Source organism: Pseudomonas sp. W5-01 (assembly GCF_046540435.1).
Classification (GTDB): domain Bacteria; phylum Pseudomonadota; class Gammaproteobacteria; order Pseudomonadales; family Pseudomonadaceae; genus Aquipseudomonas; species Aquipseudomonas graminis_B.
This window is the reverse complement of the sequence record NZ_JAXCIP010000001.1, coordinates 1,232,151-1,254,770: the sequence shown is the minus strand read 5'-3', so window position 1 is coordinate 1,254,770 and position 22,620 is coordinate 1,232,151. Positions and strand designations below refer to the sequence as shown.

General features: G+C 57.6%; 28 protein-coding genes and 1 pseudogene. 23 read left to right on the top strand and 6 right to left on the bottom strand.

Annotated elements, in window-relative coordinates; translation table 11 throughout:
* A partial coding sequence (locus tag SLW75_RS05440) for a hypothetical protein (RefSeq protein WP_410933773.1) occupies positions 1-840 on the top strand: 840 nt, incomplete at its 5' end.
* 7 nt (positions 841-847) lie between these two features.
* Here the strand turns inward: SLW75_RS05440 and SLW75_RS05435 are convergent.
* Positions 848-1,303 carry a hypothetical protein gene (locus SLW75_RS05435; RefSeq protein WP_410933772.1) on the bottom strand — a complete coding sequence of 152 codons (456 nt, stop codon included), beginning with the start codon at positions 1,301-1,303 and terminating at the stop codon, positions 848-850.
* 130 nt (positions 1,304-1,433) lie between these two features.
* Here SLW75_RS05435 and SLW75_RS05430 point away from each other — a divergent pair, with 130 nt between their 5' ends.
* The 8 genes from SLW75_RS05430 (at position 1,434) to SLW75_RS05395 (ending at position 7,501) form a co-directional block, all read left to right on the top strand.
* Positions 1,434-1,859, top strand: coding sequence for a cell wall hydrolase (locus SLW75_RS05430; RefSeq protein ID WP_410933771.1), 426 nt, complete (start codon positions 1,434-1,436; stop codon positions 1,857-1,859).
* A 51-nt stretch (positions 1,860-1,910) separates the two neighbouring features.
* Positions 1,911-2,126, top strand: a complete 216-nt coding sequence (locus SLW75_RS05425; protein WP_192131231.1) for a hypothetical protein — start codon at positions 1,911-1,913, stop codon at positions 2,124-2,126.
* The gene (locus tag SLW75_RS05420) at positions 2,123-3,370 is read left to right on the top strand and encodes an SGNH/GDSL hydrolase family protein (protein WP_192131233.1); all 1,248 of its coding nucleotides are present in this window, start codon (positions 2,123-2,125) and stop codon (positions 3,368-3,370) included. Before SLW75_RS05425 ends, SLW75_RS05420 begins: the two co-directional genes overlap by 4 nt.
* Before the next feature lie 615 nt (positions 3,371-3,985).
* Positions 3,986-5,626, top strand: a complete 1,641-nt coding sequence (locus SLW75_RS05415; RefSeq protein ID WP_410933770.1) for a methyl-accepting chemotaxis protein — start codon at positions 3,986-3,988, stop codon at positions 5,624-5,626.
* A 427-nt stretch (positions 5,627-6,053) separates the two neighbouring features.
* The gene (locus tag SLW75_RS05410) at positions 6,054-6,380 is read left to right on the top strand and encodes a hypothetical protein (protein ID WP_410933769.1); all 327 of its coding nucleotides are present in this window, start codon (positions 6,054-6,056) and stop codon (positions 6,378-6,380) included.
* A gap of 287 nt (positions 6,381-6,667) precedes the next feature.
* Positions 6,668-6,964, top strand: coding sequence for a hypothetical protein (locus SLW75_RS05405; RefSeq protein ID WP_410933768.1), 297 nt, complete (start codon positions 6,668-6,670; stop codon positions 6,962-6,964).
* Complete coding sequence (locus SLW75_RS05400; RefSeq protein WP_410933767.1) at positions 6,957-7,307, top strand: LexA family protein; 351 nt, start codon at positions 6,957-6,959, stop codon at positions 7,305-7,307. Before SLW75_RS05405 ends, SLW75_RS05400 begins: the two co-directional genes overlap by 8 nt.
* A gap of 2 nt (positions 7,308-7,309) precedes the next feature.
* Complete coding sequence (locus tag SLW75_RS05395; RefSeq protein WP_410933766.1) at positions 7,310-7,501, top strand: hypothetical protein; 192 nt, start codon at positions 7,310-7,312, stop codon at positions 7,499-7,501.
* 478 nt (positions 7,502-7,979) lie between these two features.
* Here SLW75_RS05395 and SLW75_RS05390 read toward each other — a convergent pair whose 3' ends face one another.
* Entirely contained in the window at positions 7,980-8,150 is a 171-nt protein-coding gene (locus SLW75_RS05390; RefSeq protein ID WP_410933765.1) for a hypothetical protein, read from the bottom strand.
* A gap of 702 nt (positions 8,151-8,852) precedes the next feature.
* On the opposite strand from SLW75_RS05390, the gene SLW75_RS05385 reads away from it, so the two are divergent.
* Positions 8,853-9,224 (top strand): hypothetical protein, encoded by a 372-nt coding sequence (locus tag SLW75_RS05385; protein WP_410933764.1) that lies wholly within the window; start codon positions 8,853-8,855, stop codon positions 9,222-9,224.
* A 143-nt stretch (positions 9,225-9,367) separates the two neighbouring features.
* The gene (locus SLW75_RS05380; RefSeq protein ID WP_410933763.1) at positions 9,368-9,694 is read left to right on the top strand and encodes a hypothetical protein; all 327 of its coding nucleotides are present in this window, start codon (positions 9,368-9,370) and stop codon (positions 9,692-9,694) included.
* Between the two features lie 63 nt (positions 9,695-9,757).
* On the opposite strand, the gene SLW75_RS05375 is transcribed toward SLW75_RS05380, so the two are convergent.
* Entirely contained in the window at positions 9,758-10,258 is a 501-nt protein-coding gene (locus SLW75_RS05375) for a hypothetical protein (RefSeq protein ID WP_410933762.1), read from the bottom strand.
* 382 nt (positions 10,259-10,640) lie between these two features.
* Between SLW75_RS05375 and SLW75_RS05370 the strand changes: the two genes are divergently transcribed.
* From SLW75_RS05370 to SLW75_RS05325, 10 genes and pseudogenes are all read left to right on the top strand, one after another.
* Positions 10,641-11,060, top strand: a complete 420-nt coding sequence (locus tag SLW75_RS05370) for a hypothetical protein (RefSeq protein WP_065991538.1) — start codon at positions 10,641-10,643, stop codon at positions 11,058-11,060.
* 761 nt (positions 11,061-11,821) lie between these two features.
* On the top strand, positions 11,822-11,953 hold the full coding sequence (locus SLW75_RS05365) for a hypothetical protein (protein WP_274605115.1): 132 nt from the start codon (positions 11,822-11,824) through the stop codon (positions 11,951-11,953).
* Positions 11,940-13,220 (top strand): translesion error-prone DNA polymerase V subunit UmuC, encoded by a 1,281-nt coding sequence (umuC, locus tag SLW75_RS05360; protein WP_410933761.1) that lies wholly within the window; start codon positions 11,940-11,942, stop codon positions 13,218-13,220. The genes SLW75_RS05365 and umuC overlap by 14 nt, the downstream gene beginning before the upstream one ends.
* Before the next feature lie 93 nt (positions 13,221-13,313).
* A complete protein-coding gene (locus SLW75_RS05355) occupies positions 13,314-13,661 on the top strand; it encodes a metalloregulator ArsR/SmtB family transcription factor (protein ID WP_410933760.1) in 348 nt (115 codons plus the stop codon).
* Between the two features lie 75 nt (positions 13,662-13,736).
* A complete protein-coding gene (locus SLW75_RS05350; protein ID WP_410933759.1) occupies positions 13,737-14,207 on the top strand; it encodes an arsenate reductase ArsC in 471 nt (156 codons plus the stop codon).
* A gap of 11 nt (positions 14,208-14,218) precedes the next feature.
* Positions 14,219-14,920, top strand: a complete 702-nt coding sequence (gene arsH, locus SLW75_RS05345; protein ID WP_296311564.1) for an arsenical resistance protein ArsH — start codon at positions 14,219-14,221, stop codon at positions 14,918-14,920.
* Between the two features lie 7 nt (positions 14,921-14,927).
* Complete coding sequence (locus tag SLW75_RS05340) at positions 14,928-15,521, top strand: arsinothricin resistance N-acetyltransferase ArsN1 family B (RefSeq protein WP_410933758.1); 594 nt, start codon at positions 14,928-14,930, stop codon at positions 15,519-15,521.
* Between the two features lie 101 nt (positions 15,522-15,622).
* Positions 15,623-17,550, top strand: a pseudogene (locus SLW75_RS05335) (methyl-accepting chemotaxis protein).
* Between the two features lie 173 nt (positions 17,551-17,723).
* Positions 17,724-17,942, top strand: coding sequence for a hypothetical protein (locus tag SLW75_RS05330; RefSeq protein WP_410933757.1), 219 nt, complete (start codon positions 17,724-17,726; stop codon positions 17,940-17,942).
* A gap of 149 nt (positions 17,943-18,091) precedes the next feature.
* The gene (locus SLW75_RS05325; RefSeq protein WP_065991542.1) at positions 18,092-18,310 is read left to right on the top strand and encodes a hypothetical protein; all 219 of its coding nucleotides are present in this window, start codon (positions 18,092-18,094) and stop codon (positions 18,308-18,310) included.
* 34 nt (positions 18,311-18,344) lie between these two features.
* On the opposite strand, the gene pseH is transcribed toward SLW75_RS05325, so the two are convergent.
* Positions 18,345-18,899, bottom strand: coding sequence for a UDP-4-amino-4,6-dideoxy-N-acetyl-beta-L-altrosamine N-acetyltransferase (gene pseH, locus SLW75_RS05320; RefSeq protein WP_065991543.1), 555 nt, complete (start codon positions 18,897-18,899; stop codon positions 18,345-18,347).
* Between the two features lie 167 nt (positions 18,900-19,066).
* Here pseH and SLW75_RS05315 point away from each other — a divergent pair, with 167 nt between their 5' ends.
* Together SLW75_RS05315 and SLW75_RS05310 are read left to right on the top strand one after the other, a co-directional pair.
* Positions 19,067-19,399, top strand: coding sequence for a YqjD family protein (locus SLW75_RS05315; protein ID WP_192131310.1), 333 nt, complete (start codon positions 19,067-19,069; stop codon positions 19,397-19,399).
* Positions 19,400-19,409: 10 nt separating this feature from the next.
* A complete protein-coding gene (locus SLW75_RS05310) occupies positions 19,410-19,808 on the top strand; it encodes a DUF2934 domain-containing protein (protein WP_410933756.1) in 399 nt (132 codons plus the stop codon).
* A 73-nt stretch (positions 19,809-19,881) separates the two neighbouring features.
* Here the strand turns inward: SLW75_RS05310 and SLW75_RS05305 are convergent, their stop codons facing one another.
* Together SLW75_RS05305 and SLW75_RS05300 are read right to left on the bottom strand one after the other, a co-directional pair.
* Entirely contained in the window at positions 19,882-21,093 is a 1,212-nt protein-coding gene (locus SLW75_RS05305; protein WP_410933755.1) for an MFS transporter, read from the bottom strand.
* A 135-nt stretch (positions 21,094-21,228) separates the two neighbouring features.
* A complete protein-coding gene (locus tag SLW75_RS05300) occupies positions 21,229-22,386 on the bottom strand; it encodes a murein transglycosylase A (RefSeq protein ID WP_192131965.1) in 1,158 nt (385 codons plus the stop codon).
* Between the last annotated feature and the right edge of the window lie 234 nt (positions 22,387-22,620).

Here is a 22,620-nt window from a genome sequence, read left to right as displayed (position 1 = left end):
GGCGGCGGCTCAGGTAGCTCGGGGGATATCGTCCAAATCCGCAAGGACGCGAACGGCTTCTTCGTTTTCCAGTGCTACTGCGCGGGCGTGAACTATCAAACGATCAACACGGCCATTCCGGTTCCTGCTGCCTCGTTCAACCTGGAGGTGATCAAAACCGGCGTTTGGTTAGCTATTAGCGTTGACGGACAGCAGGACACGACGCGCACGACGATAAAGTTGCTGGCGCACGGCGGCGAGTTCTTGCCAATGACCCGCTACTACGCTTTGGAAACCGGGCCCTGGACGCGGGTTAACCATGTCAATCTGGGCGAGCCAGCTGCGTATCGTCCGCAGCTGACATCAATCCAAGCATGGGGTGCGCCAAACCCGACCGCGACAACCTCGCTGCCTTACGGCGGCAACGGGCTGAACCACTTCTCGTCGCTGGGCTCGACACTCATTTATGGGCCGCTTCTGGATGGGGAGAATCTGCGGGCAACCTTCTACGGAAGCGGGCTCTATACGCCGGTCATGAGCAACCTGCAAAACCTCACTGCCGCAGTGCCGCGAGACCAGTTGATCTACAACCGAGTCGGAAACATGGTCACGGTAGCCGGCTGCATCACCCTGACGCCGGCGGTGGAATCCACGTTGACGCAGCTGCAGCTGTCTATCCCGATCCCTTCGGACTTCACCGCTGTGACGGACGCCGCTGGGTTCTGTGTCGGTGTTCAGGAACCGCTCATGACGGGTGTGATCTGGAGTGATGCAACCGCCGACAATGTGCTGATTCAGTTCAAGTCCACTGTGAAGGTCACGGTGCAGGTACGCATCAGCTTCAGCTACCAGATTAAATGAGGGTGATTTAGCTCTCGCCCACTTCGTCTTCTGACGGGATTAAGGGAAGTCCTGACTCTCTCAGTAGTCGGGTTAGATAATTCTCAATATCGGGGGTAATTCCTAAAAGCTCGGCTTCTAGTTTGCTCAAGTCAACGTCACTTTTTAGTGGGTTTGGATTTAGGTGTCCGACAGTGCTATCCGGACGTTCTACAAAGAAACCGCCTATGTGAGCGAAGGTGTTCCGAATTGAGAAAACTCGTCTGATCTTGTTATCCATAGCGCTCGTCGTGCCCGGATAACACTTCATGAACACACTTCGCTTGTAGTTAGCGCTCGCTGCCTCGTCGTTGAACAACTTGCTCATGAAATCCATGTTGATGGCTTTTCGATCTGGGAAGAAATAGACCGTTATCAAAATGGATACCATAGTTTCAATGTTAATGGCTTTGCTAAGTACATTGTTTCTATCAAATTCGCGCATTGGAAATCTCACCTTAATTTGGTTGGCTAGCGTAGTCCAAGATTCATGGCGTGACCACGCCGCCATACCGAGCTACTTCAAATACCACCACCCCGACAGTTTCGGGGTTTTTTACGGCTGGAGAAAAGTAATGACCGTGACTGAAAAAGACCGCGACGTCCTCGCGCGTACGCTGTGGGGTGAAGCTCGCGGGGAGGGGTTGGCCGGGATGGTGGCTGTGGCCTGGACGATCCGCAATCGCGTGGACGACGGCAAGGACAGGTCCTGGTGGGGCGAAGGTTATGCCGGCGTTTGCCAGAAGCCCTACCAGTTCAGCTGCTGGAACCGAAACGACCCAAACTATCAGTTCCTGAGCGGCGCGTGCGCGATCCCGTTCCGCGAGCTGGCGCAGTGCCGGATTGCCGCTGACCAGGTAATCGACAGCAAGGTACCGGACCCCACCGGCGGCGCGACTCACTACTACGCGATAACCATGCCAAAGGCGCCGGACTGGGCCGCCAAGGCGAAGCGGACGCTGAAGCTGGGCAACCATTTTTTCTTCCGCGACGTTCCGTAACTCCACCGCACCCCAGGGTGCTCCCAGCTGATTCAAAATTAGGAGATGAAGATGCAGTCTCAGCAATATATTGCCCCGGCGAGCCTGGCGCCGGTAACGCTTGCCGTCAAAGCGAACGGCGGAAGCGTGAAGGTGGAAAAGCAGGTGGGAACCGACTGGGTCGTATCTGATGTGTTCGCGCAGGACGGCGCCTGGCGTCTCGATCTTGGGTATTCGCAAACACGCTTTACGCCAGTTAGCGGCGCGGTATTCGAGATCTCGTCGTGAGTCTTCTCATCAGCACTGCGGTGCGTCGCCGCCGCATCCGTCGCGGTTTGGGCTTGCTAGGTGACAGTTTCAGCGCGAACTGCCACACGGTCGACCCCAAAGCGTACAGCACCGAAGCTTACGGCTACGCTGGCGCGATCGCGGCCAAGACCGGTCTGTTCCCGAACTACTTGGACAATCAGGGAAAGGTTGGCGACCACACTGGGCAGTTTATGGCGCGGCTTCCGGCTTGTCTGACTTCTGCCACTGCCGATTTGTGGATGCTGCTATCGCGCACCAACGACAGCACGACGCCAGGCATGACGCTGGCTGACAGCAAGGCCAACGTGATGAAGGCGATCACCGCATTCCAGAACACGCCCGGCAAGTACCTGATCGTCGGGACCGGCACGCCGCGATTCGGCACCAAGGCGCTGTCCGGCCAGGCGCTGACGGACGCGATCGCCTACAAGGATTGGGTGTTGAATTATGTCAGTCAGTTCGTGCCGGTGGTCAACGTCTGGGATGGGTTCACCGAGGACATGACGGTGGAGGGTCTGCACCCGAACCTGATCGGTGCAGACTTCATCCAGTCGCGGTGCGTGCCAGTGATCAATGCCAACTTCGAATTCTTCGGCGTGCCATTGCCTACGGATGCCGCCGATCTGTACTCGGCAATTCGCCCATTCGGCTGTCTCAACGCCAACCCTCTGATGATCGGCGTGGGCGGTACGCTGCCAGCCGGCGTCAATGCGGTGGCCGGTTCGGTGCTGGCGGACAACTACAAGGCGGCCGGCTCTGGCCTGGCTGGCGTCACCACTCGCTGGTACAAAGAGCAAGGCCAATACGGCGAGGTGCAATGCATTGAACTGAACGGCAGCATGACAGCCGCAGGCGGCTATATTTACCTGCAGCCGAACGCCAACGTCACGCTCGACAGCTTGCTGGCTGGTGACCTGGTCGAGATGGTATCGGCAGTTGAAATCGCCGGGACATCGCGCGCGATACTTGGCTGGGAGGCCGAACTGATCTTCACGAAGCCGGTGAACGGCGCCTCAACGGCGATCTACTACCGCTCGATGGACAAGTACCAGGAGCCTTTCACCTTGCCAGCTGTGTTCGCGGGAGCTCTTGAGACCCAGCGAGCCACGGTCGACAAATCGGAGACACTGGTGACCGCCCGGATGGGGTTGTATCTGGCGACCGGCGTCAATCTGGAGGGTGTTCGTGTGAAAGCTGGCCAGTTCGGAATCAGGAAGGTGTAGGGGGTTTGTACTCTATCCGGTGAGTCGAATGCGCGGAACAGATCCCGGCAGCAGGAGCCCGCCAGAGGAGGCAGGCGGGCCTGGCGGGCTAGGCCTCGTACTGCTGAAGCCCCTTTGAGAATAGACAAGGGGTCGGGAAAAGCCAGGTTCGGATATCACCAAGCTCGCTGGAGCGGATTGCTACTGACCGAGCGTCGGCGGCATGGTGCCGAACCGTACCGCGGCGCCCCACACAATTACGCGACCGCAGTGCCGAAGCGGGACTGAAGCGCCAAGGCTAAGCGGATGCTGGGTCTAGGTGATACATTTTCTTCTGCGATGTGCCCTGACCCCCTCCTGGTATCGAATACCCGGCCATCGGCAATGGCGGAGAGGCAGGGACAGATTGGTGTGTAGCTTTACGTTCTCTATGGCTTAGGCGAAGAGGTCAACGCAAACTGACTTAAGCAGATCTGCTCAGATTGAATCTGCTATGCCGAGTTCGGGGCGACTCTTTGTACCTCGAGCCATCGGGCGTAAAGTTGAAAGGTATTTCAAGTTCAGCGCCCGTCAGCCGCTATGCTCCTCATAGAACGGAATTTCTAATCCCTTTTGACCTATGAATGAGTACTCTATATGTCTTGGCTGAGAAAGCTGAAGTTGAAGTCCAAGCTGCTAATTGCATTTGGTTTGTGCGCGTTGATCACCCTTGTCGTGGCCGCGCTTGGCCAGTCCGGCATCGCGACTATCTATGGCCAGCTGGAAGATACCGTAACCAACAATCTGGTCTCGATCCAAAAAACTGATGCGATCAAAGGAAACGCCATTGCCACCAACCGTGACTTCTTCAAAGCCATCGTATTGTCTGCTTCGAATGCTGGCGCCGATGATATCAATGCCGTTCTCCAGTCATATCATGAGAATCAGTCCGAAGCTCAAAGCGCATTCCAAATCTACCGCGCCACACCCTTGCAGGCCGACGAAAAAGCAGCGGGCGACGATTTTGAACGCGACTGGCCTGCATACATCTCGGCGGTTGATACCGGCCTTGCTGCACTGAAAAATGGCGATATTGACCAGGCTAGAAAAATTGCCGCATTAAGCGTGACGCCCGCTTACCTAAAAGTCGTATCCGAAATCAAGATTATGGTCGAAGCTAACACTCGGCAAGCCGGGGAGGTGATGCAGGCCGGTCAGAGCACCAGCAGTCAAGTGACCTGGGTTCTGATTATTGGTTGTCTCATCGCCATGGTCTGCGCAGGTGCGCTTGGAGTTATTGTCACTGGCATGATAACCAGACCAATCCATCTATCGGTGCAAGGGGCTGCGCGAGTCGCTAAGGGCGATCTGACACAGGCCATAGAAGTTCGAGGCACCGATGAAACGGGCCAACTTCTTCAGTCCCTTTCCAATATGCAGAGCAATCTCAAGGGTACCGTGCAGCAAATTGCAGATGCCTCAAACCAGTTGGCTTCAGCAGCCGAAGAGTTGACTGCCGTTACAGAGGACAGCACTCGTGGACTGGTTCGGCAAAACGATGAAATTCAACAAGCGGCCACTGCAGTTAACGAAATGACGGCTGCGGTGGAAGAAGTGGCACGTAACGCTGTCAGCACATCTCAAATCTCCACTCAAACCGCTGAAGACGCGTCGAAAGGCCAGAAACAGGTGCAGCAGGCTGTGACGGCCATCAATACGGTGACTGAGGAAATTACTGACTCGACGCAGCGGGTAGAAGCGCTGGCCGGACAGATCCACGAAATTACAAAGGTTCTGGACGTCATTCGGGGCATTGCTGAGCAGACAAACCTCCTCGCGCTCAACGCGGCAATTGAGGCAGCGCGCGCGGGCGAGCAAGGTCGTGGTTTCGCAGTAGTGGCCGATGAAGTTCGTGCCTTGGCACACCGCACCCAGACCTCGACTGGCGAGATTGAAGCCATGATCAGCCGGGTTCGTAGCGGCGCCGACGATGCAGTGCAGGCTATGGGGAAAAGCCAAAATCTCGTGAGAAGTACTCAGCAGCTGGCGACTGAGGCCGGCTTGGCTTTGGAAAGGATTAACCAGGGCGTCAGCCAGATCAATGAACGAAACCTCGTGATAGCCAGCGCGGCAGAGGAGCAAGCCCAAGTAGCGCGCGAGGTTGACCGAAATCTCGTAAACATTCAGGACCTTTCCACTCAAACGGCGGCAGGCGCCAATCAAACGAGCGCTTCGAGTCAGGAGCTGTCGAGGCTGGCAATTTCGTTCAACACGTTGGTGGCACAATTCCGACTTTAACTCAGCTCCCAACAGCTCCATGATTTTCCAGCTGTAAAGTCGGCACGTCCTGCTGATGAATGCTTGCGCTCTTGGAGTAGGATTAGGCGGGTCCGAGCTACGTAGCTAGTTCGGTTTTCCAGCGGGCTTGGCGGTGACTAATATCATCGCCCTCGCCGTTGTTTAGGTTCGCTATCCCAAGGCTCCAAGAGCAAGCCCCGGATTGCTTGTCCTTCGATGTATGGCCTAAAATCGAGCGAAACGGCGATCAGCTGGCGACCGGGCCGGAGTTTGAGTCTCGGGTCGCGCCTGACTCTCTGGCGGATCTGTCAAATTTGGGATTGGGACAGTTTGAACTTTCGTCAACTGCTGATTTAGGGGACGTTGACTGGCAGTAATCCTGAGACGGTATGAGCGCCTTCGAACTCAACCGGCAGAGAAGAGCTGTATGGCGTACCGCTTGCTTAATTCGTCATCTGATCCGCTCCGCGTTATACGCGCGTTGCGGTTGGGCCACGATCTCCAATGGGGGCTGGAGTCTGGCCTCGAGCGTATTTGGAACGCGGAAACCGTCGCCGGTCTGAGCCATGCTCATGGCCGCGCGCTTGGTCTCGGCGTAGGGCTCGGGCTGGTGAAAGCCGTCACCCCGCAGCAGTTCAATATATTGGCTGAGGCGTACACTCGAGCTTTCGAAGAGCGCCTCGCAGTATTGACCGGGCAACCCCCGCCTTCATCCATCTCCATTTCGACCGAAAAAAAGCGCTCGGCCAGCTAGCGGCCCCTTACCTGATGCCTAGAGACGTTCAATTCGCCTTCGGTCGAATTGATTATCTCGACATGAGTCATCGCAGATCGTTGTAGCGCCCGATCGGCGAAGGGTGATATCCATTGATGACCAACTGCTCTGGGACAAGCTCCTTGAGGTAAGGGTTCATCGGCTCGTAGATCGAGCAGCGTCCGCAATGAGGTCACCTGTCGCAAATTGGCTTACACAGTGTTGACCGCATTCGTCCCGCTTAGTTAACTGTACGCATATACAGTATCACTAAGCGAAGCATTCCCATGTACGTCCTTATTACTCTGCGCCGCCAAATGGGCGTCGCCATATCGAAAGACCAGCTCAGCAAGCTCCCGCCCTTCAAAGGCGACGTGCAGATCGTTGAGTCTCAATGCTCCGCCCTCGGCCGCATTACCCGAGAAGCCTTCATTTTGAACTGCGTCGGGCACGCGCGGGATGCTTTGCCAAGGCTTATCGATGCCAGCGTGACGAGCATGGGTACCCAGGGCCTGATTATTTCCGGCATCGAGCAGATCGAAGAGGCGTTCTACTTCCAGTCGTGGTGGTGCCGCTTTGAATGACTATATATCCCTAGACCACCTGGATATCTCACTGGACCAGCTCCTGAACATCCGCGCGCCGGGCACTTACCTGGTGAAGGTTGAGGGCGAGAGTATGGAGGGGGCTGGCATCTTTTGTGGTGATCTGCTGATAGTCGACAAGGGGATCGATGCCAAGGCCGGGCAGGTCATCATCGGCGTGGTCAACCAACAACCGCTGGTCAAGTACCTCGCCTTTGTGGGTTGCCACGTGGTGCTGCGCTCCGCGAACCGGAAATACCACGACCGCTTCATCATGGAAGGGGACGACTTCGATATCTGGGGCGTGGTTACTCACAGCATCCGTGATCATGGGAGGAATTGAGCATGAGCCTGGAGGCGCGCGGAATTGAAATTCGGGATGACCTGATCGATATCGCGGCGCGGCGACAGATCGCCCGCAACCACTGGTCAGGCCACGCTGTAGCATTACACCGGATAGGCCTCATTGATGAGGAGGAGTTACGGGAGATGTTGTTGCACGCCGATGCAGCGTACGGCCATGTGGCAGAAGAGTGATTAGTAATCGTTGGCAGAACGCCGGGAAGGGGATGTAGCCCGCTGTGAGGCAACGGCGGGACTAAGGATCTCGTACCATCTTTTTGCGTATCAAACGGTCAAGGCGGGTAGATCCGGGTAAGTAAATTCCCGGAATTATTGCCCTAGTTTTCTGGGATCAACGCTCTCAGAATTATGTCGCATGCGCCGGTATCGCTTTCGAGACTGAAGCGCGTTCGGAGTCCCGACTAATCTCGTTTTTGACAAAGGGGCGTATGTTGACAATGCGCCCACATAGTTGCTTGGCTCGGTAGAGATAGGCTTAGCGAGCATAGTCGATTTCACGGGTCTGGCTTTGGGGATGTTCCTGCTGGTGGGCGAAATCAGTTCCGAAACTCAACGCACGCTCCGCGTTCATGCCGTCGGTAGCTCGGGGGATTTTAAAAAGTATCGGAACGCTAATAACGGCGCATGGGCCTCGAGCCACGCTTCAGTTACGTTAACTCGGGGGCGTCGCGGCAGGCTTCAATAGGTTTGCTCGAATTAAATGGATGCGTGCCTGATCGAACTTGCCGGAGCGCTCCAACTCAGCGGCCATCTCAAGATGCCAGTCCACCATCGCCTGAAGTTTCGTTATTTGATTCAGGCTTCGTCCGTTCACTTGGGGCATCCTGCCCTCCTTTATAGTGTGTGATCTTGTTGTCTGAAGCATAGCCGACCGCTCGCAAAGCTGGGATGAGACCTTGGTCTTAGGCGAAAAAACTTCTCACACATGACGTTACAGCGGCCAGAAAATAGGTCACCACCTCACCTCTTAACGTCAAATCAGTGACCGAGGCTGAAGGACGGCAGAGCTTTGGAAAAGGGGAGAAGAGGGTATACAGAACTCCTCGCGAGTGCGCAAAACCTACTCTGGAAGCCGCGTGTTTTCGTTTGCAAATCCACAAGAAGGGCCATCTTTTGCGACGCCGGTTAGGTGGGTATTTCCTTATTAAACAAAGTCTTGCTGGACTATGGTCCCCAGCATGGGGTGCTAGGGGTCGAGTGTTCGAATCACTCCGTCCCGACCATATTTTTCAATGACTTAGCCCAATCTTCTCAGGTTGGGCTTTTTCATGTCTGGAGATTTTCGGGGCTCATCCTGACTTCATTGTTGCAGACACGTCCCATCTCTGAGCTCACGGAACTGGCAATTCAGTCGATGCTCGGCGAGGCGTTTTTGCAGCCCCGGCCATGATTTTCTGATGCGCAGGTTTCAGGCTCACCAGGCAGCATCTTCCCGGAGGCCTCGACGATTTGCTTCCGAAGGGCCGGTGGCGATAGGGGCTGGATTCAGGTAGTAAGCGGCCTGCTTACTGAAAGGATTCGAGCTATGCGCTACTGGATTGGTTGTATGTTGCTCGCGGCCTCTGCCGCTGCATGGGCTGATGAAGCACAGATGAAACAATGGGCAAAAATGGATCGCTGCTCAAACGCAGCGTCCGTCGTCGTTTCGATAATCGAAGAAACCTCCGATACGTTCAAGCAAGCGCTGGCTCTTCAAGGCGCGATAAAACGACTTAGAACCAATTCGAAGTTGGGTGAGGCGACCCCTACACCCACTGAGGTGTCGGGCTCCTACAATATGGCGCTTCGGATATCTGCGGGGATGCCGCGGCCATTCGGAAAACGGGACCATGACTGGTTGATAGCACAATCTGCATCAGCGTGCTCATTGTGGATACCGGACGCCAAGCCTGAGTAGGTAGCCGATGATTGTTTCCGACGGTGGCGGATAGCTTGACGTGTGATGGGGTTTGGTGCGCGATAAGGTGCGAGTCGCTTTGGCTGCTAACGTGCGGGCTGAAGTTTCTATCAATAGGGAGTTTTTGAATGGTGTCGATCAGAATGTCTGCTCTGCCGCTTTGTCTGGCTCTGTTGGGCTATGCCGGCAACTCTTTCGCGAGTCCGGAAGAGGAAAAGCAGCAAGGCCTTGTAGTGCTGGTTGCAATGGAACAGGTCTGCGATAACGCGAATCCTGGCATGAAGAGCGATGTTGAGAACGTCATGGCGTCGGATTCCACCATTGATGAGGCAACCAAGGCGGAAGTGAGAAAAATCAAATCTGACCCTGCCTATAAATTCAAGGTTAGCAGCATGGCTGACAACTTGATGCACTCCCCAATGGGGGCGTATGTCGCCAAAGACATGTGCAAGAATTACGGCTCGAAATAGTCGGTTCCACCGCAGCGTACCCGAATACCGCCGGTATCATTGCTCAGTATTCGAGGCTGACGCTCAGTATTTCGTATGGAGGTGCTGTGCGTGATCTCGCTTCATGGCGCTGATGCGACCGAGCGTCCAGAAGGAAATTCCGAAGAAGAGCAGCGAAATCAGTACGCCGCCGCTCATGATGTAAAAACCCGGCCGAAAGCTACGGACGTTGGCTGCGACGGCGCTGTACTCCGGAAACCAACGCGAATAGATCAGGGTGATGTCTTCGTCTACTCCGCAGTTTTCCCTCTCGCCGCATCCAGTGTCCAGGTATTGCCCTTCGTGAGGTCGGTTATCTTGGTCCACGTAACGGTAGTGGACGATGTCAGCAAGTCGGTTTCTCGGGATTTCCTCCAGCTGCGTCACCGTGCCGGTCACTTGGGCCCCATTCCACTGAAGGGCTGCATAGGTGAAACCTTCATGTCTCGCCATCGCGGCAAATGCTAATAAAACACAGCATGCGATAGTTAGCAGGACGACCCGGTTGTACAGATGGTCTATTTCTGCCTCACGTGGATTAAACATCCAATGCTCCATGGCTTACGGGGGAATGTGTACCTATCGGCGAGGGACACAAGAACTTTATCGTCATGGCCAGCCAGGGCCAGGCCGCTTCTCTTCTGCTTCATGGCCCGCGCAGTGCACCTGAACCGCCAGCAAGTTGGAAACTGGGACCAGCCTGTTGCACCGACTGCTTGCAATGGTTCAGAGGGCGATGTACCCCATACAGAGAGTTGGTACTTACCGGACACCCCCTTTTCGATGCGCGGACGGGCAGGGGGGATCGCACCTTATATGAGCAGTAAGAGAAATGTAGCATTAGGCCATCTATGGGCGATTTAAGTGTGTACAATGCGCGGCGCTCAGTTCCAGCTCTGGCTGAGCATTATTTATATAGGAAATTCAGATGTACGCTCTTCGCAACTTGTCAGCCGCCGCTTTGTTAGTTTTGACTGCTGGCTGCGCCTCCGGTTTGGATCGCACACAAGAAGCTGAACTGGCTGGCTATCGTGCCAACCATCTTGACGTTCAAGAAAAAAGTCCAGGCTTGGCCGCAGGGCTGGGCCTCCTGCCTGGCGGTGGATCGTTCTACGGGCGCGCCTACGGCTACGGTGTTGTCAACCTGTTGCTGTGGCCGTTGTCCATTATCTGGGATCCTGTCAGTGGCTATGACGCAGCTGAGTCCATCAACTATCAGGCATCAAAAGCTCACGTAGCCAGCTTGAAGCGCCGGGACATGGATCGTCTTGACGCCAAGCTTTCAGCTAACGAGATTGATCTGAAAACCTACACCCTTGAAAAGCGAAAAGTCGACAATCTGTACTAGTCATCCTGAACAGGGGGAGAGTCTGCTGTGATGAGCTGAACTTCAGGCTCGGTACTCATCTTGGCCGAAATTGCCTTATCCTTTCCCAGCGGCAGGCTATTTGTTCTGCCGAGCTGGGTATAGCCTCCCCGATGAAAGCGCCGAGGCTCGTCGAAACGATATTGCAGTAAACCCTCGACGAGCTCGTCGACATGAGTTGCATGAGCCGGTTGAATGCATTCATCTTGCTGTGAATGAAGGCACCACGTATGCCTTCAATAACATCCTGGCTGATTCGGCGGTGTGCCATTGCAAGGAATGGTTCCGGCTCTGTGTATGCCCCGATAATCGCCCTGGCTAAAGTGGTTACACCCCGACAGCGTAGCGACTGCAATGACCAGTAAAGCCAGCATCCCAGATTTCATCGTGTTCTCCCTATAGGTGTAAGTTTGACTTGCATTTGCAACCCCTGATTCCTCACATTTCCCACTTCCGTCACACTTCGAACCCAGCGAATTGCTCCGCCGGCGTGCCGCACATCGTCATACCCTCAACACGAGCCGCCGGCGCAACGTCGTAAGCTTGATCAGCCAAAACTCGTGTCCATTAACGACCAACTGCTCTGGCGCAAGCTCCTCGGGGTAGTGATCCATCATCTCGTCGATCGAGTAGCGTCCGCGCCTGCGGTCACCCGTCGAAATTCCCTGCGCAGAACATTGACCTCCGGCGGGCTAAAACGTTAACTGTATATACATACAGTTTCTTACGGCAAGGCTTGCATCATGAGCGTCACTATTCTCGGCCCACTCTCGGCCTGCGGCGAAAAGCTGCGTTTCAACGCCTATCACGTACCGGCCGAGCGGGTGATCTGGGCCGTGGCGAAATACAGCGTTCGCGATCATGACCAAGCCTGAGCCCGTCTTTGCGTTGATCGACTGCAACAGCTTTTATGCCAGTTGCGAGCGTGTCTTTCGGCCTGACCTCGCCAAAACGCCCATCGTGGTGCTATCGAATAACGACGGCTGCGTGATTGCCCGAAGTTATGACGCGAAGCCCTTCGTGAAAATGGGTGCGCCTTACTTTCAGATCAAGGACCAGTTGCGCCGCGACGGTGTGATCGCTTTTAGCAGCAATTACGCACTGTATGGCGACATGAGCGAACGGGTCATGAGCATCATCGAATCGATGGTTCCCGCGCTGGAGGTGTACAGCATCGACGAGGCCTTCGCTGACCTGTCTGGCATCTCCGGCGACCTGACGGCGTTCGGCAGGCAGATTCGGGCGACGATCTACAAGCGTACCGGCATTCCGGTGGGCGTGGGCATAGCCCGCACCAAAACACTGGCAAAGCTCGCCAATCACACGGCAAAACGCTTGCTGGCGAAGACCGGCGGGGTAGTCGATATCTGCGATCCGTTCAACCGTGACTGGACGTTGCGCAACACCGACGTCGGCGAGGTGTGGGGCGTGGGCAAGCGTATGAAGGCCCATCTTGACGTCATGGGGATCAAGACCGCGATGGATCTGGCGAAGGCCGATCCCTGGACGCTGCGACAGAAATTCAGCGTTGTGATCGAGAAGACTGCGCGCGAGTTGTCCGGCACTCCATGCCTGGAGTTGGGGGAGGCCGATCCGCCGAAGCAGGAGATCTGCTGCAGCCGAATGTTTGGCAGCCGTTTGACAACGATTGAGCCCATCAGAGAAGCCGTCGCCACCTACACCCAGCGCGCTGCGGAAAAGCTCCGGGCACAGAACTCGCTGTGCAAGAGAATCCGGGTCAGCATTCGTACGGGGATGTTCAATCCCGAGGAGGCCAAATACGCCAACGGGGCCATGGTCGAATTGCCGTATCCCACCAATGACGTGCGCCTGATGACGAAGGCTGCGACAGAGGCGGTCAACCGCCTGTTCCGGGCAGGCTTCAAATACAGCAAGGCCGAAGTCCTTCTGATGGATCTGCGCAAGCCCGGCGAATTTACCGACGACCTGTTTGCCCATTCGCAACCTGTGGAAGCCGAGAAGGTGATGAACGTGCTGGATGAGATCAATGCCAAGTGGGGGCGTGGAACGTTGCGCGCGGCAAGTGTGCCAGCTGCCCCTGAGTGGGCCATGCGGCGGGATCTGATGAGTCACAGCTTCACGACGAAAATCGGCCAGCTGTGGATCGTGAGGTGCAATTAGGATCTACGCAGCCGAAGTCTGTCGCAAGCGCAGACTTGCTTTGAATATATGGATATTCGTATATTCGGTTGCCCGCATATGACAGTGCCCACCATGATCACTCCACCCGAATTATTTAAAAGCCTGGCCGATGAGACACGCGCCCGCGCCACCCTTCTGATCGCCAGCCAGGGCGAACTCTGTGTGTGCGAACTGATGTGTGCTCTCCAGGACAGCCAGCCAAAGATCAGCCGTCACCTAGCCCAACTGCGCAGCGGCGGGGTGTTGCTGGATCGCCGCCAGGGGCAGTGGGTTTATTACCGCCTGAATCCGCACCTTCCCGCGTGGGTGACAGAGATGTTGCAGTTAACGCTGAACGCCAATACCGAATGGCTGCACCACAGCGCGCACCGCCTGCTGAGCATGGAAGGGCGGCCCATTCGGGACGTTTCCTGTTGCTGACGTTTCGCCGTTCACCCTCGGTGCCTGGGCATTACGCCGGCATCGGTTTATCGCTAACGCCGGAGGAAAAAATCCATGCGAGTACTCTTCATGTGCACGGCCAATAGCTGCCGTAGCATTCTGTCGGAAGCCATGTTCAATCACCTTGCGCCGCCAGGGCTTGAGGCAGTGAGTTCCGGAAGCTTTCCGAAAGGACAGGTGTTGCCGCGCAGCCTCACCACGCTTCAGCAAGCTGGTATTGCCATAGACGGCTTGAGCAGCAAGGGCAACGAAGCCTTCGCGGACAACCTGCCAGATATCGTCATTACCGTCTGTGATAAAGCGGCGAACGAGAGCTGCCCGGTGTATTTTGGTTCGGCGCTCAAGTCCCACTGGGGCCTGGAAGATCCATCCGACGTGAAGGGGGATGACGCGACAGTTGAGGCGGCTTTCCGCGCAACGCTCGCCCGGATCGAGGAACGCTGCAGAGCGTTTATCACGCTTCCTTTCAGCACCCTCAGTCGCGATGAGCTCAAGCGCGAGCTTGATCGTATCGGCGGTCTTTGACAGGAGGACATATGCAAGAGCAAGTCCCCAACCTCGACCTCTCACTCTTCGACGGCATGCAGGCCGCGTCCCGCCTGAGTGATGACAAACCACGCATCCTCCTACTTTACGGGTCGACCCGGGAGCGCTCGTTCAGCCGTCTGTTGACCGAGGAAGCTGCTCGTCTGCTGGAGTATCTCGGTGCAGAGACGCGCTTGTTCAATCCCTCTGGATTGCCTCTGCCGGATGACGCTACGGTGGATCATCCCAAGGTCGAGGAACTGCGCGAACTGGTGCTGTGGTCTGAGGGCCAGGTCTGGTGTTCACCCGAGCGGCACGGTGCGATGTCGGCTGTGTTCAAGGCTCAGATCGACTGGATTCCACTCGAACTCGGAGCCGTTCGCCCCACGCAGGGTAAAACCCTGGCGGTCATGCAGGTGTGTGGCGGCTCACAGTCCTTCAATGTGGTTAATCAGCTGCGCGTACTGGGGCGCTGGATGCGGATGTTCACCATCCCCAATCAGTCCTCGGTGCCGAAGGCCTACATGGAGTTCGACGAGGCCGGCCGGATGAAGCCTTCCGCGTATTACGACCGTGTCGTTGACGTGATGGAAGAGCTGGTCAAGTTCACCGTCCTTTTGCGTGACCGCCAGGTTGAGCTGGTGGACCGCTATTCTGAACGCAAGGAAACGGCGGAACAGCTCATGGCTCGCGTGAATCAGCGCTCGATTTGAGGTCCTGATGGCGATTGAAACTGAAATTGAAATCCGAACGGCGCGACGGGAAGATGCGGCATCGATCCAGGCTATTTATGCACCGGTGGTAGCCGGGACTGCGATCTCGTTCGAAGATACGCCGCCCGGCGTCGAAGAGATGCAGCTGCGCATGGCCGCAACGTTGCAAACCTACCCCTATCTGGTTGCGGTTCGGGATGGCCGCGTGGTCGGGTACGCCTATGCCAGCCAGCACAGGGCCCGCGCAGCTTATCGTTGGGCGGTCGATGTTACGGTCTACATCGGCGAGCGCGAACGTAGAACCGGCGTGGGCCTTGCGCTGTATGAAGCGTTGCTGCCGATTCTGGCCCGCCAGGGCTTCCGTTCCGCCTATGCCGGTATATCTCAGCCTAATCCCGGCAGCGTTGCGCTGCATGAACTGCTCGGTTTCCGGCACATCGGCACTTACCCGAATGTCGGTTATAAACTCGGTCGATGGCACGACGTTGGCTATTGGCACCGTGAGCTGAGCACGAGCCCATCCCCGCCAGGCGAAATCAGCCCGTACCCGGAACTGAAGATCTGCTTGTCCGCTATGGGTCGCACTTGGATCGATAGATAAATTCGAACTCAATCATCAGTTTTAACGATGATCCTTTTGATTAACTTTTCAACTAAGGAGTCGATAACAGAGCATTACGAAAAAATCAAAGGTTAAAGGCGATGAAATCCAACTGGTTGGATAATTTGAAAGTAGGCAAGAAGCTCGGCTTGGGCTTCGGTGCCATTCTGCTGGGCGTTCTGGTGGTGACCGGGATTGGTTATGGCAGCGCGGACCTGCTGATCAAGCGACTGGAGAAAGCAGCCAGGGTCGCTGAAGTGAAAGCCGATATGCTCGACGTTAAAGTGGCGTCGCAAGCTTATGCCGCCAGCCCCAGTGCCAGCGCTGCAGAGGCTTATAGCGCAGCCCTTGCGTCATTGAACGGCACCATCGATAAAGGCTTGCAGATCCTGACCGTCCCCAAAAACGTGGAGATGCTCAAGGCGATCGATAATCAGGCAGCAGAACTCAAGAAAACCTTCGATCAGCTGGTCAGTAACAACCAGAAGATCGATGAGGCGATGAAGCCGTTGATCAAGGTCTCCGATGAAGTGAGCGCGACCTTCGAGAGCCTGCTGCAGAAGACGCTGGACGATGCTTCGAACTCGCCAGACCAGGCCGTATCGACCATGTAAAAATTGCAGGCGACCTGCGCAATGGTATGACCAACTTCCGCCTGGTATTCCGTCGTTACTTGAGCATTCCTACCGCAGACAATCGCCAGGCCACTTTCGCGACAGCCGACGCGCTGCTTAGCCAGGTGGCTGCGGCCCGAAGCCAGCTCCCCGCGCAGTCAAATGCAGCAGTCGATACCTCGCTTGTTGCGCTTCGCCAGTACAAAGAGAACATGGCGACCATCTCGCAGATGCTGCAACAAAATGACCAGATACGCGACGCGTTACAAAAGCTGACAACCGACACCGTTAAGAGGGTCGATGACTTGATGGCCTCCCAGGTGGTTGCAGCAAACAATGAAAAGAGCAATGCGATCATCCAGTTGTTCAGTGTCGCGTTAGTGGTGCTGTTACTGGGTGTTCTCGCCGCGGCACTGATCACTCGCCAGATCACTCGTCCACTGAATGACAGCGTCATCGCTGCCCGTCGCATCGCCGATGGCGACCTGACCTACGACATCGGCACAGACCGGAAGGACGAACTGGGCCTGCTGCAAAACACCATGCAGCACATGACGTCTTCCTTGCGTGAACTGATTGGCGGTATCGGAAAGGGTGTTACCCAGATCGCAACCGCTGCCGAAGAATTGTCGGCCGCGACCGAACAGACCAGCGCTGGCGTCACTCAGCAGAAACTGGAAGTGGATCAGGTGGCAACGGCCATGAATGAAATGGCTTCAACCGTGCAGGAGGTTGCGCAAAACACCGAGGACGCTTCGCGTGCAGCCCGGCAAGCCACCGAGCGCGCGGTCCATGGCAGCACCGTCGTGCAGCATGCAACCAGGGAAATCAGTCAGCTGTCTGGAGAAGTCGGGCAGTTGGGCGTGGCGATGCAGCGTCTGACCCATGACAGCGACAAGATCGGCAGTGTCATCGACGTGATCAAAGCCGTTGCGGAGCAGACCAATCTGCTCGCACTCAACGCCGCCATCGAAGCTGCACGTGCCGGCGAACAGGGTCGCGGTTTTGCGGTGGTGGCCGACGAGGTCCGGTCACTGGCCCAGCGCACACAAAGCTCGACCACTGAAATCGAAGCGCTGATCCAGGCCCTCCAGCACGGCAGCGTGGAGGCGTCGAGCTTGATGGACGCCAGCATGCGGCGGACAGAGGGCACCGTCGAGCTGGCGCGTCAGGCCGAGCAAGCGCTCGTAGAGATTACGCATTCCATTGGCACGATTGAGCAGATGAGCCAGCAAATCTCGGCCGCGGCTGAGGAGCAGAGCGCGGTGACCGACGAAATCAATCGCAGCGTCATCAGTGTGCGTGACGTCGCCGACCAGTCCGCCACCGCGACGGAGCAGAGCGCTGCCTCGACATTGGAACTGGCACGCCTGGGCAACACCCTGCAGAACATGGTGGCTCGCTTCAAGGTCTGACACCACCGGTGTCGGCTGTACAAAAGAAACCGCTTCGGCGGTTTTTTTGTGCGCAGCATTCAGTGCGTCGCTCAGTGTTCACGCGCCATTCATCTTCCACCGGGCACTAATCCTTCCTGATGCACCTCTGTCCTGTAAGCGCAGATTTCCTGCGACTCGTACTGGAGGTCATCATGGGTATCGAAGACAACGGGCCGGATAACGCGTATCAGGGTCCTGCCGAGCCGGGCAGCGAAGAAGAGATTTATCCCGACACCCACGCGGATACCGAGTCAGCCCGGCAAGGTGAAGACGCGGCAAGCGAAGCCCGAAACAAGGGGCTGGATGACATGGAGATTACTGACAATCCTCCCGTCGATGAAGACGAGGCGTCCTCTTCGGGCAACCGCTAAACCTGTCCGGTTTCATCAGACCCCACCATTGTGTGGGGTTTTTCTTACAGCTCGAACGGTTTATTACACAAAATAGCCACTCGTCGGAACGCGCGCACTATCAAGGGGTTGGGCACTCTATTCATTAATCAAAAAATAAGGTGCCCCGGATGAGACCTCAGATCCACGACATTCCCAACGCACTCGACCTGATCAGCGAGCTGGATCAGGCGACCGAGCAGATGATGTCTATCCCCGTCGAGCACATCGGCGGCGTGCAATGGGAAGAGGCTTTCGTCCGGCAGCAGAGCGCCTTTAGAAAATGGCGCGATTATTTGTACTGCAAAGCCGATGAACGCCCTGCGGTTCGGCTGTTGAACATCGCCTGATCTGCATCTGCGAAGACCTGATCTGCACACTGCGCTAACGACGCCCCGCAATTCGTTCCACCGCGGCCAGCACCCTGGGCCGCTGCGCCTGCCACTCACGTTTGGTGATACCCAGCAGCACCGCGCCGATCCGCTTGCCATCGCGCACGATGTGCTCCCGCCTTACTCCCTCAACCACGAAGCCGAATTTCTGATGCATCTTGATCACCGCCGGGTTGATCTCGAGCACTTCGCAGTTGAGTTTCTCCAGCCCTGCGGCACCGAACGCGTGATCGAGCAGCCATAACTCCACCTGACTGCCAAGGCCTTTGCCCTGCAGCGTGGTGTCGAGGTAGAAGGCCCACTCTGCCGTGCCGTGGGTGCGGTTGATGGCACTCAGCGACACAACCCCCACCGGTGCGGCTTCAAGCACAACGACAAAGACCTGCTGCCGGGAGCTTGAGCGCAGTGCCTCAAGCCAGTTCAGGTGCTCGGCTTCGCTGATTTCATGGTCCGTGTACATGAACTTGCGCACGTCGGGCTGATTGCGCAGTTGCCGCACACGGGCTTGCTGCTCGACGGGCAGCTCAAGGATCGGCACTACTTTCATGGATTCACTTTTGAACGCGTCATACGGCTGTTGAGTCCCTGCTCGGTCTGCGCGGCCAGCGGTGCTTGATCACGTGCCGTGCCGCATGGAGGGGTTTTTTCAAACTGGCTGGAACGAATCGATTGGCGTTTCAGTCAACCTTTCTCACACCCAGGAGGCAAAATATTATGGCAAGCGATATCACCGAAAAACTGCGTGACGATCTTTATCAGAAAACCCGTTCCGAGCTGAACACTTTTCTCGACGAGACCAATGCCTTGCTGGCGGCAGGGGATGCCTTGAATGAGGACCGCACCACTCAGGCCCGTGAGCGGCTGAAGGATTTTCTGGCCCGCGGTACCAGTGCGGTCACCGAGATCGAGATGGACGCCCAACCTGCGCTGACCCGTGCGGTGGGTAATGCGAAATCCTACGTCACCACCCATCCGTGGGCGGCCGTCGGTGTTGCAGCGGGCCTGGGCCTGGTGGCCAGCCTGTTGCTCAAACGCAACAGGGATTGAGGGGGCCATCGTGGTTCGCCGTCGATTTCCGGTGGATCCGTTAAGTCCGACCAGCGGCCGGCTTGCGTTCGCCGGCGCGTGCACGCCCGTCATTTACCCTCGTTATCGGCTGGTACTGTTCATGGCGGGTACCGTAGCTGACGATGGATTCGGCACCGCTCTGGCGCCGGCCAATGTCTTGCGAAAGCATAAATGGGGGATACGCATGAATGTCGACGAAGAAACTGTTCGTCAGTTGGCCCAGTTGATCTGGGAGACCGAAGGCAAGCCTGAAGGGCAGGAGTCCCGTCACTGGGAAATGGCCACACGCCTGGCGGAGTCCGCTGCCATGGCGCCGGTCCGCACTTCAAGCAAGCACAAGGTCGATACGTTGTTCCCGTCGCCCGATGAGGCTGACCCCAACCCGTGACAGGTCGAGAGCTCGCCCAGGCGCAGTGCCGGGGCGAAGCTCGGATCGACCTCGTATCAAACAGCTACCCGCTTCAGACCGACCCTGAGGCTTGCCGTGCAACACGGCGATCCGCCTGCCGCGCATCCATCAGCGCCCAATACCACATGCCCAGACCGCCCAGCGTCAATGCCGCTGCGGCATAGCCCGTGGCCGGCAGACCGTAGCCCGCCGCAATGACCACCCCGCCCACCAACGGGCCGATGGCGTTGGCGACATTGAACGCGCTTTGCACCAGCGCACCCGCCAGGGATTGCGCATGGGGCGCAACGTCCATCAGGCGGGTTTGCAGGATGGCCGCCAGGCCCACGCCGCAACCAATGAAGAACACCAGCGGAATGAGCAGCCAGAGGTTGTCGGTGGCCGAGGGATAGAGCGCCAGCACCAGTGCGGTGAAGCCCAGCGAGACACCGGCGGCGAGCATCGTGGCGCGGTCGGCGGCCCAGCCGCAGATCAGGTTGCCCACCGTGGTACCCAGGCCAAACACGGCCATCACCACCGGAATCATGAAATCGGACGCGTGGGTGACCTCGATCAGCGTGGCGGCCAGATAGGTGTACACGCAAAAGATCCCGCCAAAGCCGATGCCGGCGATACCCAGGGTCAGCCACACCTGTCGCGAGCGCAGTGCGTTAAGTTCGCGCAACGGGCTGGCGTCGGTATCCGCAGGGGAAGCGGGCGCAAGGCAGCGAATCAGCACCGCGGTGATCGCGGCGAGGCCGGCGACGATGGCCATGCCCCAGCGCCAGCCGATGGTCTGGCCGATCCAGGTGGCGAACGGCACGCCGATGATGGTGGCGATGGTCAGCCCCATGAACACGCGGGAGACCGCCTGGGCGCGGCGATTCTTCGGCACCAGCGACGCGGCCAGCAGCATGGCCACGCCGAAGTACGCGCCATGGGGAAACCCGCTGAGAAAGCGGAAAAACACCAGCCATGGCAGCGACGGCGCGACGGCGCTCAACGCGTTGGCGATTCCGATGAAAGCGGCGAGGGCCACCAGCAAGGCCCGGCGGGGCAGTCTGACGCCCAGGACCATGATCACTGGCGAGCCGATGACCACGCCCAGGGCGTAGGCACTGATGGCATGCCCGGCCAGCGGCTGGGTGACCTGAAAGTCACCGGCAATGAACGGCAGCAGGGTCATTGAGGCGAATTCGGTCGTGCCGATGGCGAAGGCGCCCATGGCGAGGGCGAACAGCAGCCAGCCCATGTTGAAATCATGCGGGGTGTGGGAGGTATTCATGGGGGATCGAGAAGGGTTTCCGGGAAGAAGCATGCTGTGATACTTGAAACCGATTTCAGTTCAACCCGGGAATGACTCAACACTGAAGTGACGCCGGCTGACGCGGGTGGCGCATCAGTCGGCGGTTCAGTTCGATCAGTCTTTGGGTTTGGTGTCGGGCAGGGCGGCGCCCTTGGGCCACAGCATCCAGATCTGGCCTTGCTGCTTCATGTTGCCGGCCAGTTCGCCCGCCGCGTCACCGGTACCCCAGAACATGTCGGCGCGGACTTCGCCGGCAATGGCGCCGCCGGTGTCCTGCGCCGCCACCGGGCGCACCAGCGGCGTGCCGTCGGGGCGGGTCGAGGACAGCCACAACAGGCTGCCGAGGGGGATCACCTTGCGATCGATCGCCACGCTGTAGCCGGCGGTCAGCGGCACATTCAGCGAACCGCGCGGGCCTTCGGTGCTGTCCGGGCGCAGGGTGAAGAACACGTAGCTCGGGTTGCTGCCCAGCAGTTCATTGACGCGTTCGGGGTGCGCAATCGCCCAATCGCGGATGCGGCCCATGGACACTTCGTCCTTGGTCAACTGGCCTTGCTCCACCAGCCAGCGGCCAATCGGCTTGTACGGGTAGCCGTTCTGATCGGCGTAGGCGATGCGCAGCTGGCGGCCGCTTTCCAGCTGAACCCGACCCGATCCCTGGATCTGCAGGAACTGCAGGTCGATGGGGTTTTCCAGCCAGGCCAGCACTGGGGCACTGGCGCCTTTGGTGCCAATGGTGGCGGCGTCGTCATAGGGACGCAGCACTCGTCCATCCAGGCGCCCGCGCAGGCGCTTGCCCTTGAGCTCGGGATAGATACTGTCGAGATTGACGATGATCAGGTCATCGGGCACGCCATACACCGCCACCGGGTGCGCGTCATTGCGCTGCTCGCTGCCTTTATAGATCGGCTCGTAATAGCCGGTGATCAGCCCGTTGGCGCCGTGCTCGGAGGAACGCAGGCTGTAGACCTGCAGCTGATTCTTGAGAAAGTCGCGCACCGCCGCAGGATTCTGCGGCACTTGGGCGGCGAGGGCGCATGTGCCGCCCCAGACCGGGTCCTTGGCCAGGCGTTTGCACGCCGAGAACCAACTGTTGTAACCCGCCATCAGGTCGGTGTCGTTCACCGCCGGCAGTTTGTCCCACTCGACGCTGACGTAGGTCGTCGCTTCGGAGGGCTTGGTCTTCGGCGCGCCGCCGTCGCAGGCAGCGAGCAGGGCGATCAGTGGGGCGAGGCAGAATACGAAACGGCGCCAGTGCAGGCTTGTGGTCATCACGCGGGGTGTTTCCTGAAAATCATGCGAAGGCGGCTAGCTTGGTGAAAGCGAAGGGCTGCGTCAAATGGATGAGGGAATCATTTGCATGAAAGCTCACATGGCGGCCCAATCGCCCTGGACGCGCTGCGAATTTGCCGCCGATATTGCACTTTTTCGCCGTGGGCCGTTCTGACCATGGCCAGGACGCGGCGATAGACGCGGCGTCCCGTTCGTTAAAGCTTGGGATTGATG

Coding starts and splice junctions, on each gene's coding strand:
- SLW75_RS05390 (WP_410933765.1), bottom strand. CDS start 8,150: ATGCCCCAAGTGAACGGACGAAGCCTGAATCAAATAACGAAACTTCAG.
- SLW75_RS05370 (WP_065991538.1), top strand. CDS start 10,641: ATGTACGCTCTTCGCAACTTGTCAGCCGCCGCTTTGTTAGTTTTGACT.
- SLW75_RS05305 (WP_410933755.1), bottom strand. CDS start 21,093: ATGAATACCTCCCACACCCCGCATGATTTCAACATGGGCTGGCTGCTG.
- SLW75_RS05300 (WP_192131965.1), bottom strand. CDS start 22,386: ATGACCACAAGCCTGCACTGGCGCCGTTTCGTATTCTGCCTCGCCCCA.
- SLW75_RS05350 (WP_410933759.1), top strand. CDS start 13,737: ATGCGAGTACTCTTCATGTGCACGGCCAATAGCTGCCGTAGCATTCTG.
- arsH (WP_296311564.1), top strand. CDS start 14,219: ATGCAAGAGCAAGTCCCCAACCTCGACCTCTCACTCTTCGACGGCATG.
- SLW75_RS05380 (WP_410933763.1), top strand. CDS start 9,368: ATGTCTGCTCTGCCGCTTTGTCTGGCTCTGTTGGGCTATGCCGGCAAC.
- SLW75_RS05355 (WP_410933760.1), top strand. CDS start 13,314: ATGATCACTCCACCCGAATTATTTAAAAGCCTGGCCGATGAGACACGC.
- SLW75_RS05405 (WP_410933768.1), top strand. CDS start 6,668: ATGTACGTCCTTATTACTCTGCGCCGCCAAATGGGCGTCGCCATATCG.
- SLW75_RS05365 (WP_274605115.1), top strand. CDS start 11,822: ATGAGCGTCACTATTCTCGGCCCACTCTCGGCCTGCGGCGAAAAGCTG.
- SLW75_RS05340 (WP_410933758.1), top strand. CDS start 14,928: ATGGCGATTGAAACTGAAATTGAAATCCGAACGGCGCGACGGGAAGAT.
- SLW75_RS05315 (WP_192131310.1), top strand. CDS start 19,067: ATGGCAAGCGATATCACCGAAAAACTGCGTGACGATCTTTATCAGAAA.
- SLW75_RS05385 (WP_410933764.1), top strand. CDS start 8,853: ATGCGCTACTGGATTGGTTGTATGTTGCTCGCGGCCTCTGCCGCTGCA.
- SLW75_RS05325 (WP_065991542.1), top strand. CDS start 18,092: ATGAGACCTCAGATCCACGACATTCCCAACGCACTCGACCTGATCAGC.
- umuC (WP_410933761.1), top strand. CDS start 11,940: ATGACCAAGCCTGAGCCCGTCTTTGCGTTGATCGACTGCAACAGCTTT.
- SLW75_RS05415 (WP_410933770.1), top strand. CDS start 3,986: ATGTCTTGGCTGAGAAAGCTGAAGTTGAAGTCCAAGCTGCTAATTGCA.
- SLW75_RS05425 (WP_192131231.1), top strand. CDS start 1,911: ATGCAGTCTCAGCAATATATTGCCCCGGCGAGCCTGGCGCCGGTAACG.
- SLW75_RS05430 (WP_410933771.1), top strand. CDS start 1,434: ATGACCGTGACTGAAAAAGACCGCGACGTCCTCGCGCGTACGCTGTGG.
- SLW75_RS05410 (WP_410933769.1), top strand. CDS start 6,054: ATGGCGTACCGCTTGCTTAATTCGTCATCTGATCCGCTCCGCGTTATA.
- SLW75_RS05395 (WP_410933766.1), top strand. CDS start 7,310: ATGAGCCTGGAGGCGCGCGGAATTGAAATTCGGGATGACCTGATCGAT.
- SLW75_RS05375 (WP_410933762.1), bottom strand. CDS start 10,258: ATGTTTAATCCACGTGAGGCAGAAATAGACCATCTGTACAACCGGGTC.
- SLW75_RS05330 (WP_410933757.1), top strand. CDS start 17,724: ATGGGTATCGAAGACAACGGGCCGGATAACGCGTATCAGGGTCCTGCC.
- pseH (WP_065991543.1), bottom strand. CDS start 18,899: ATGAAAGTAGTGCCGATCCTTGAGCTGCCCGTCGAGCAGCAAGCCCGT.
- SLW75_RS05435 (WP_410933772.1), bottom strand. CDS start 1,303: ATGCGCGAATTTGATAGAAACAATGTACTTAGCAAAGCCATTAACATT.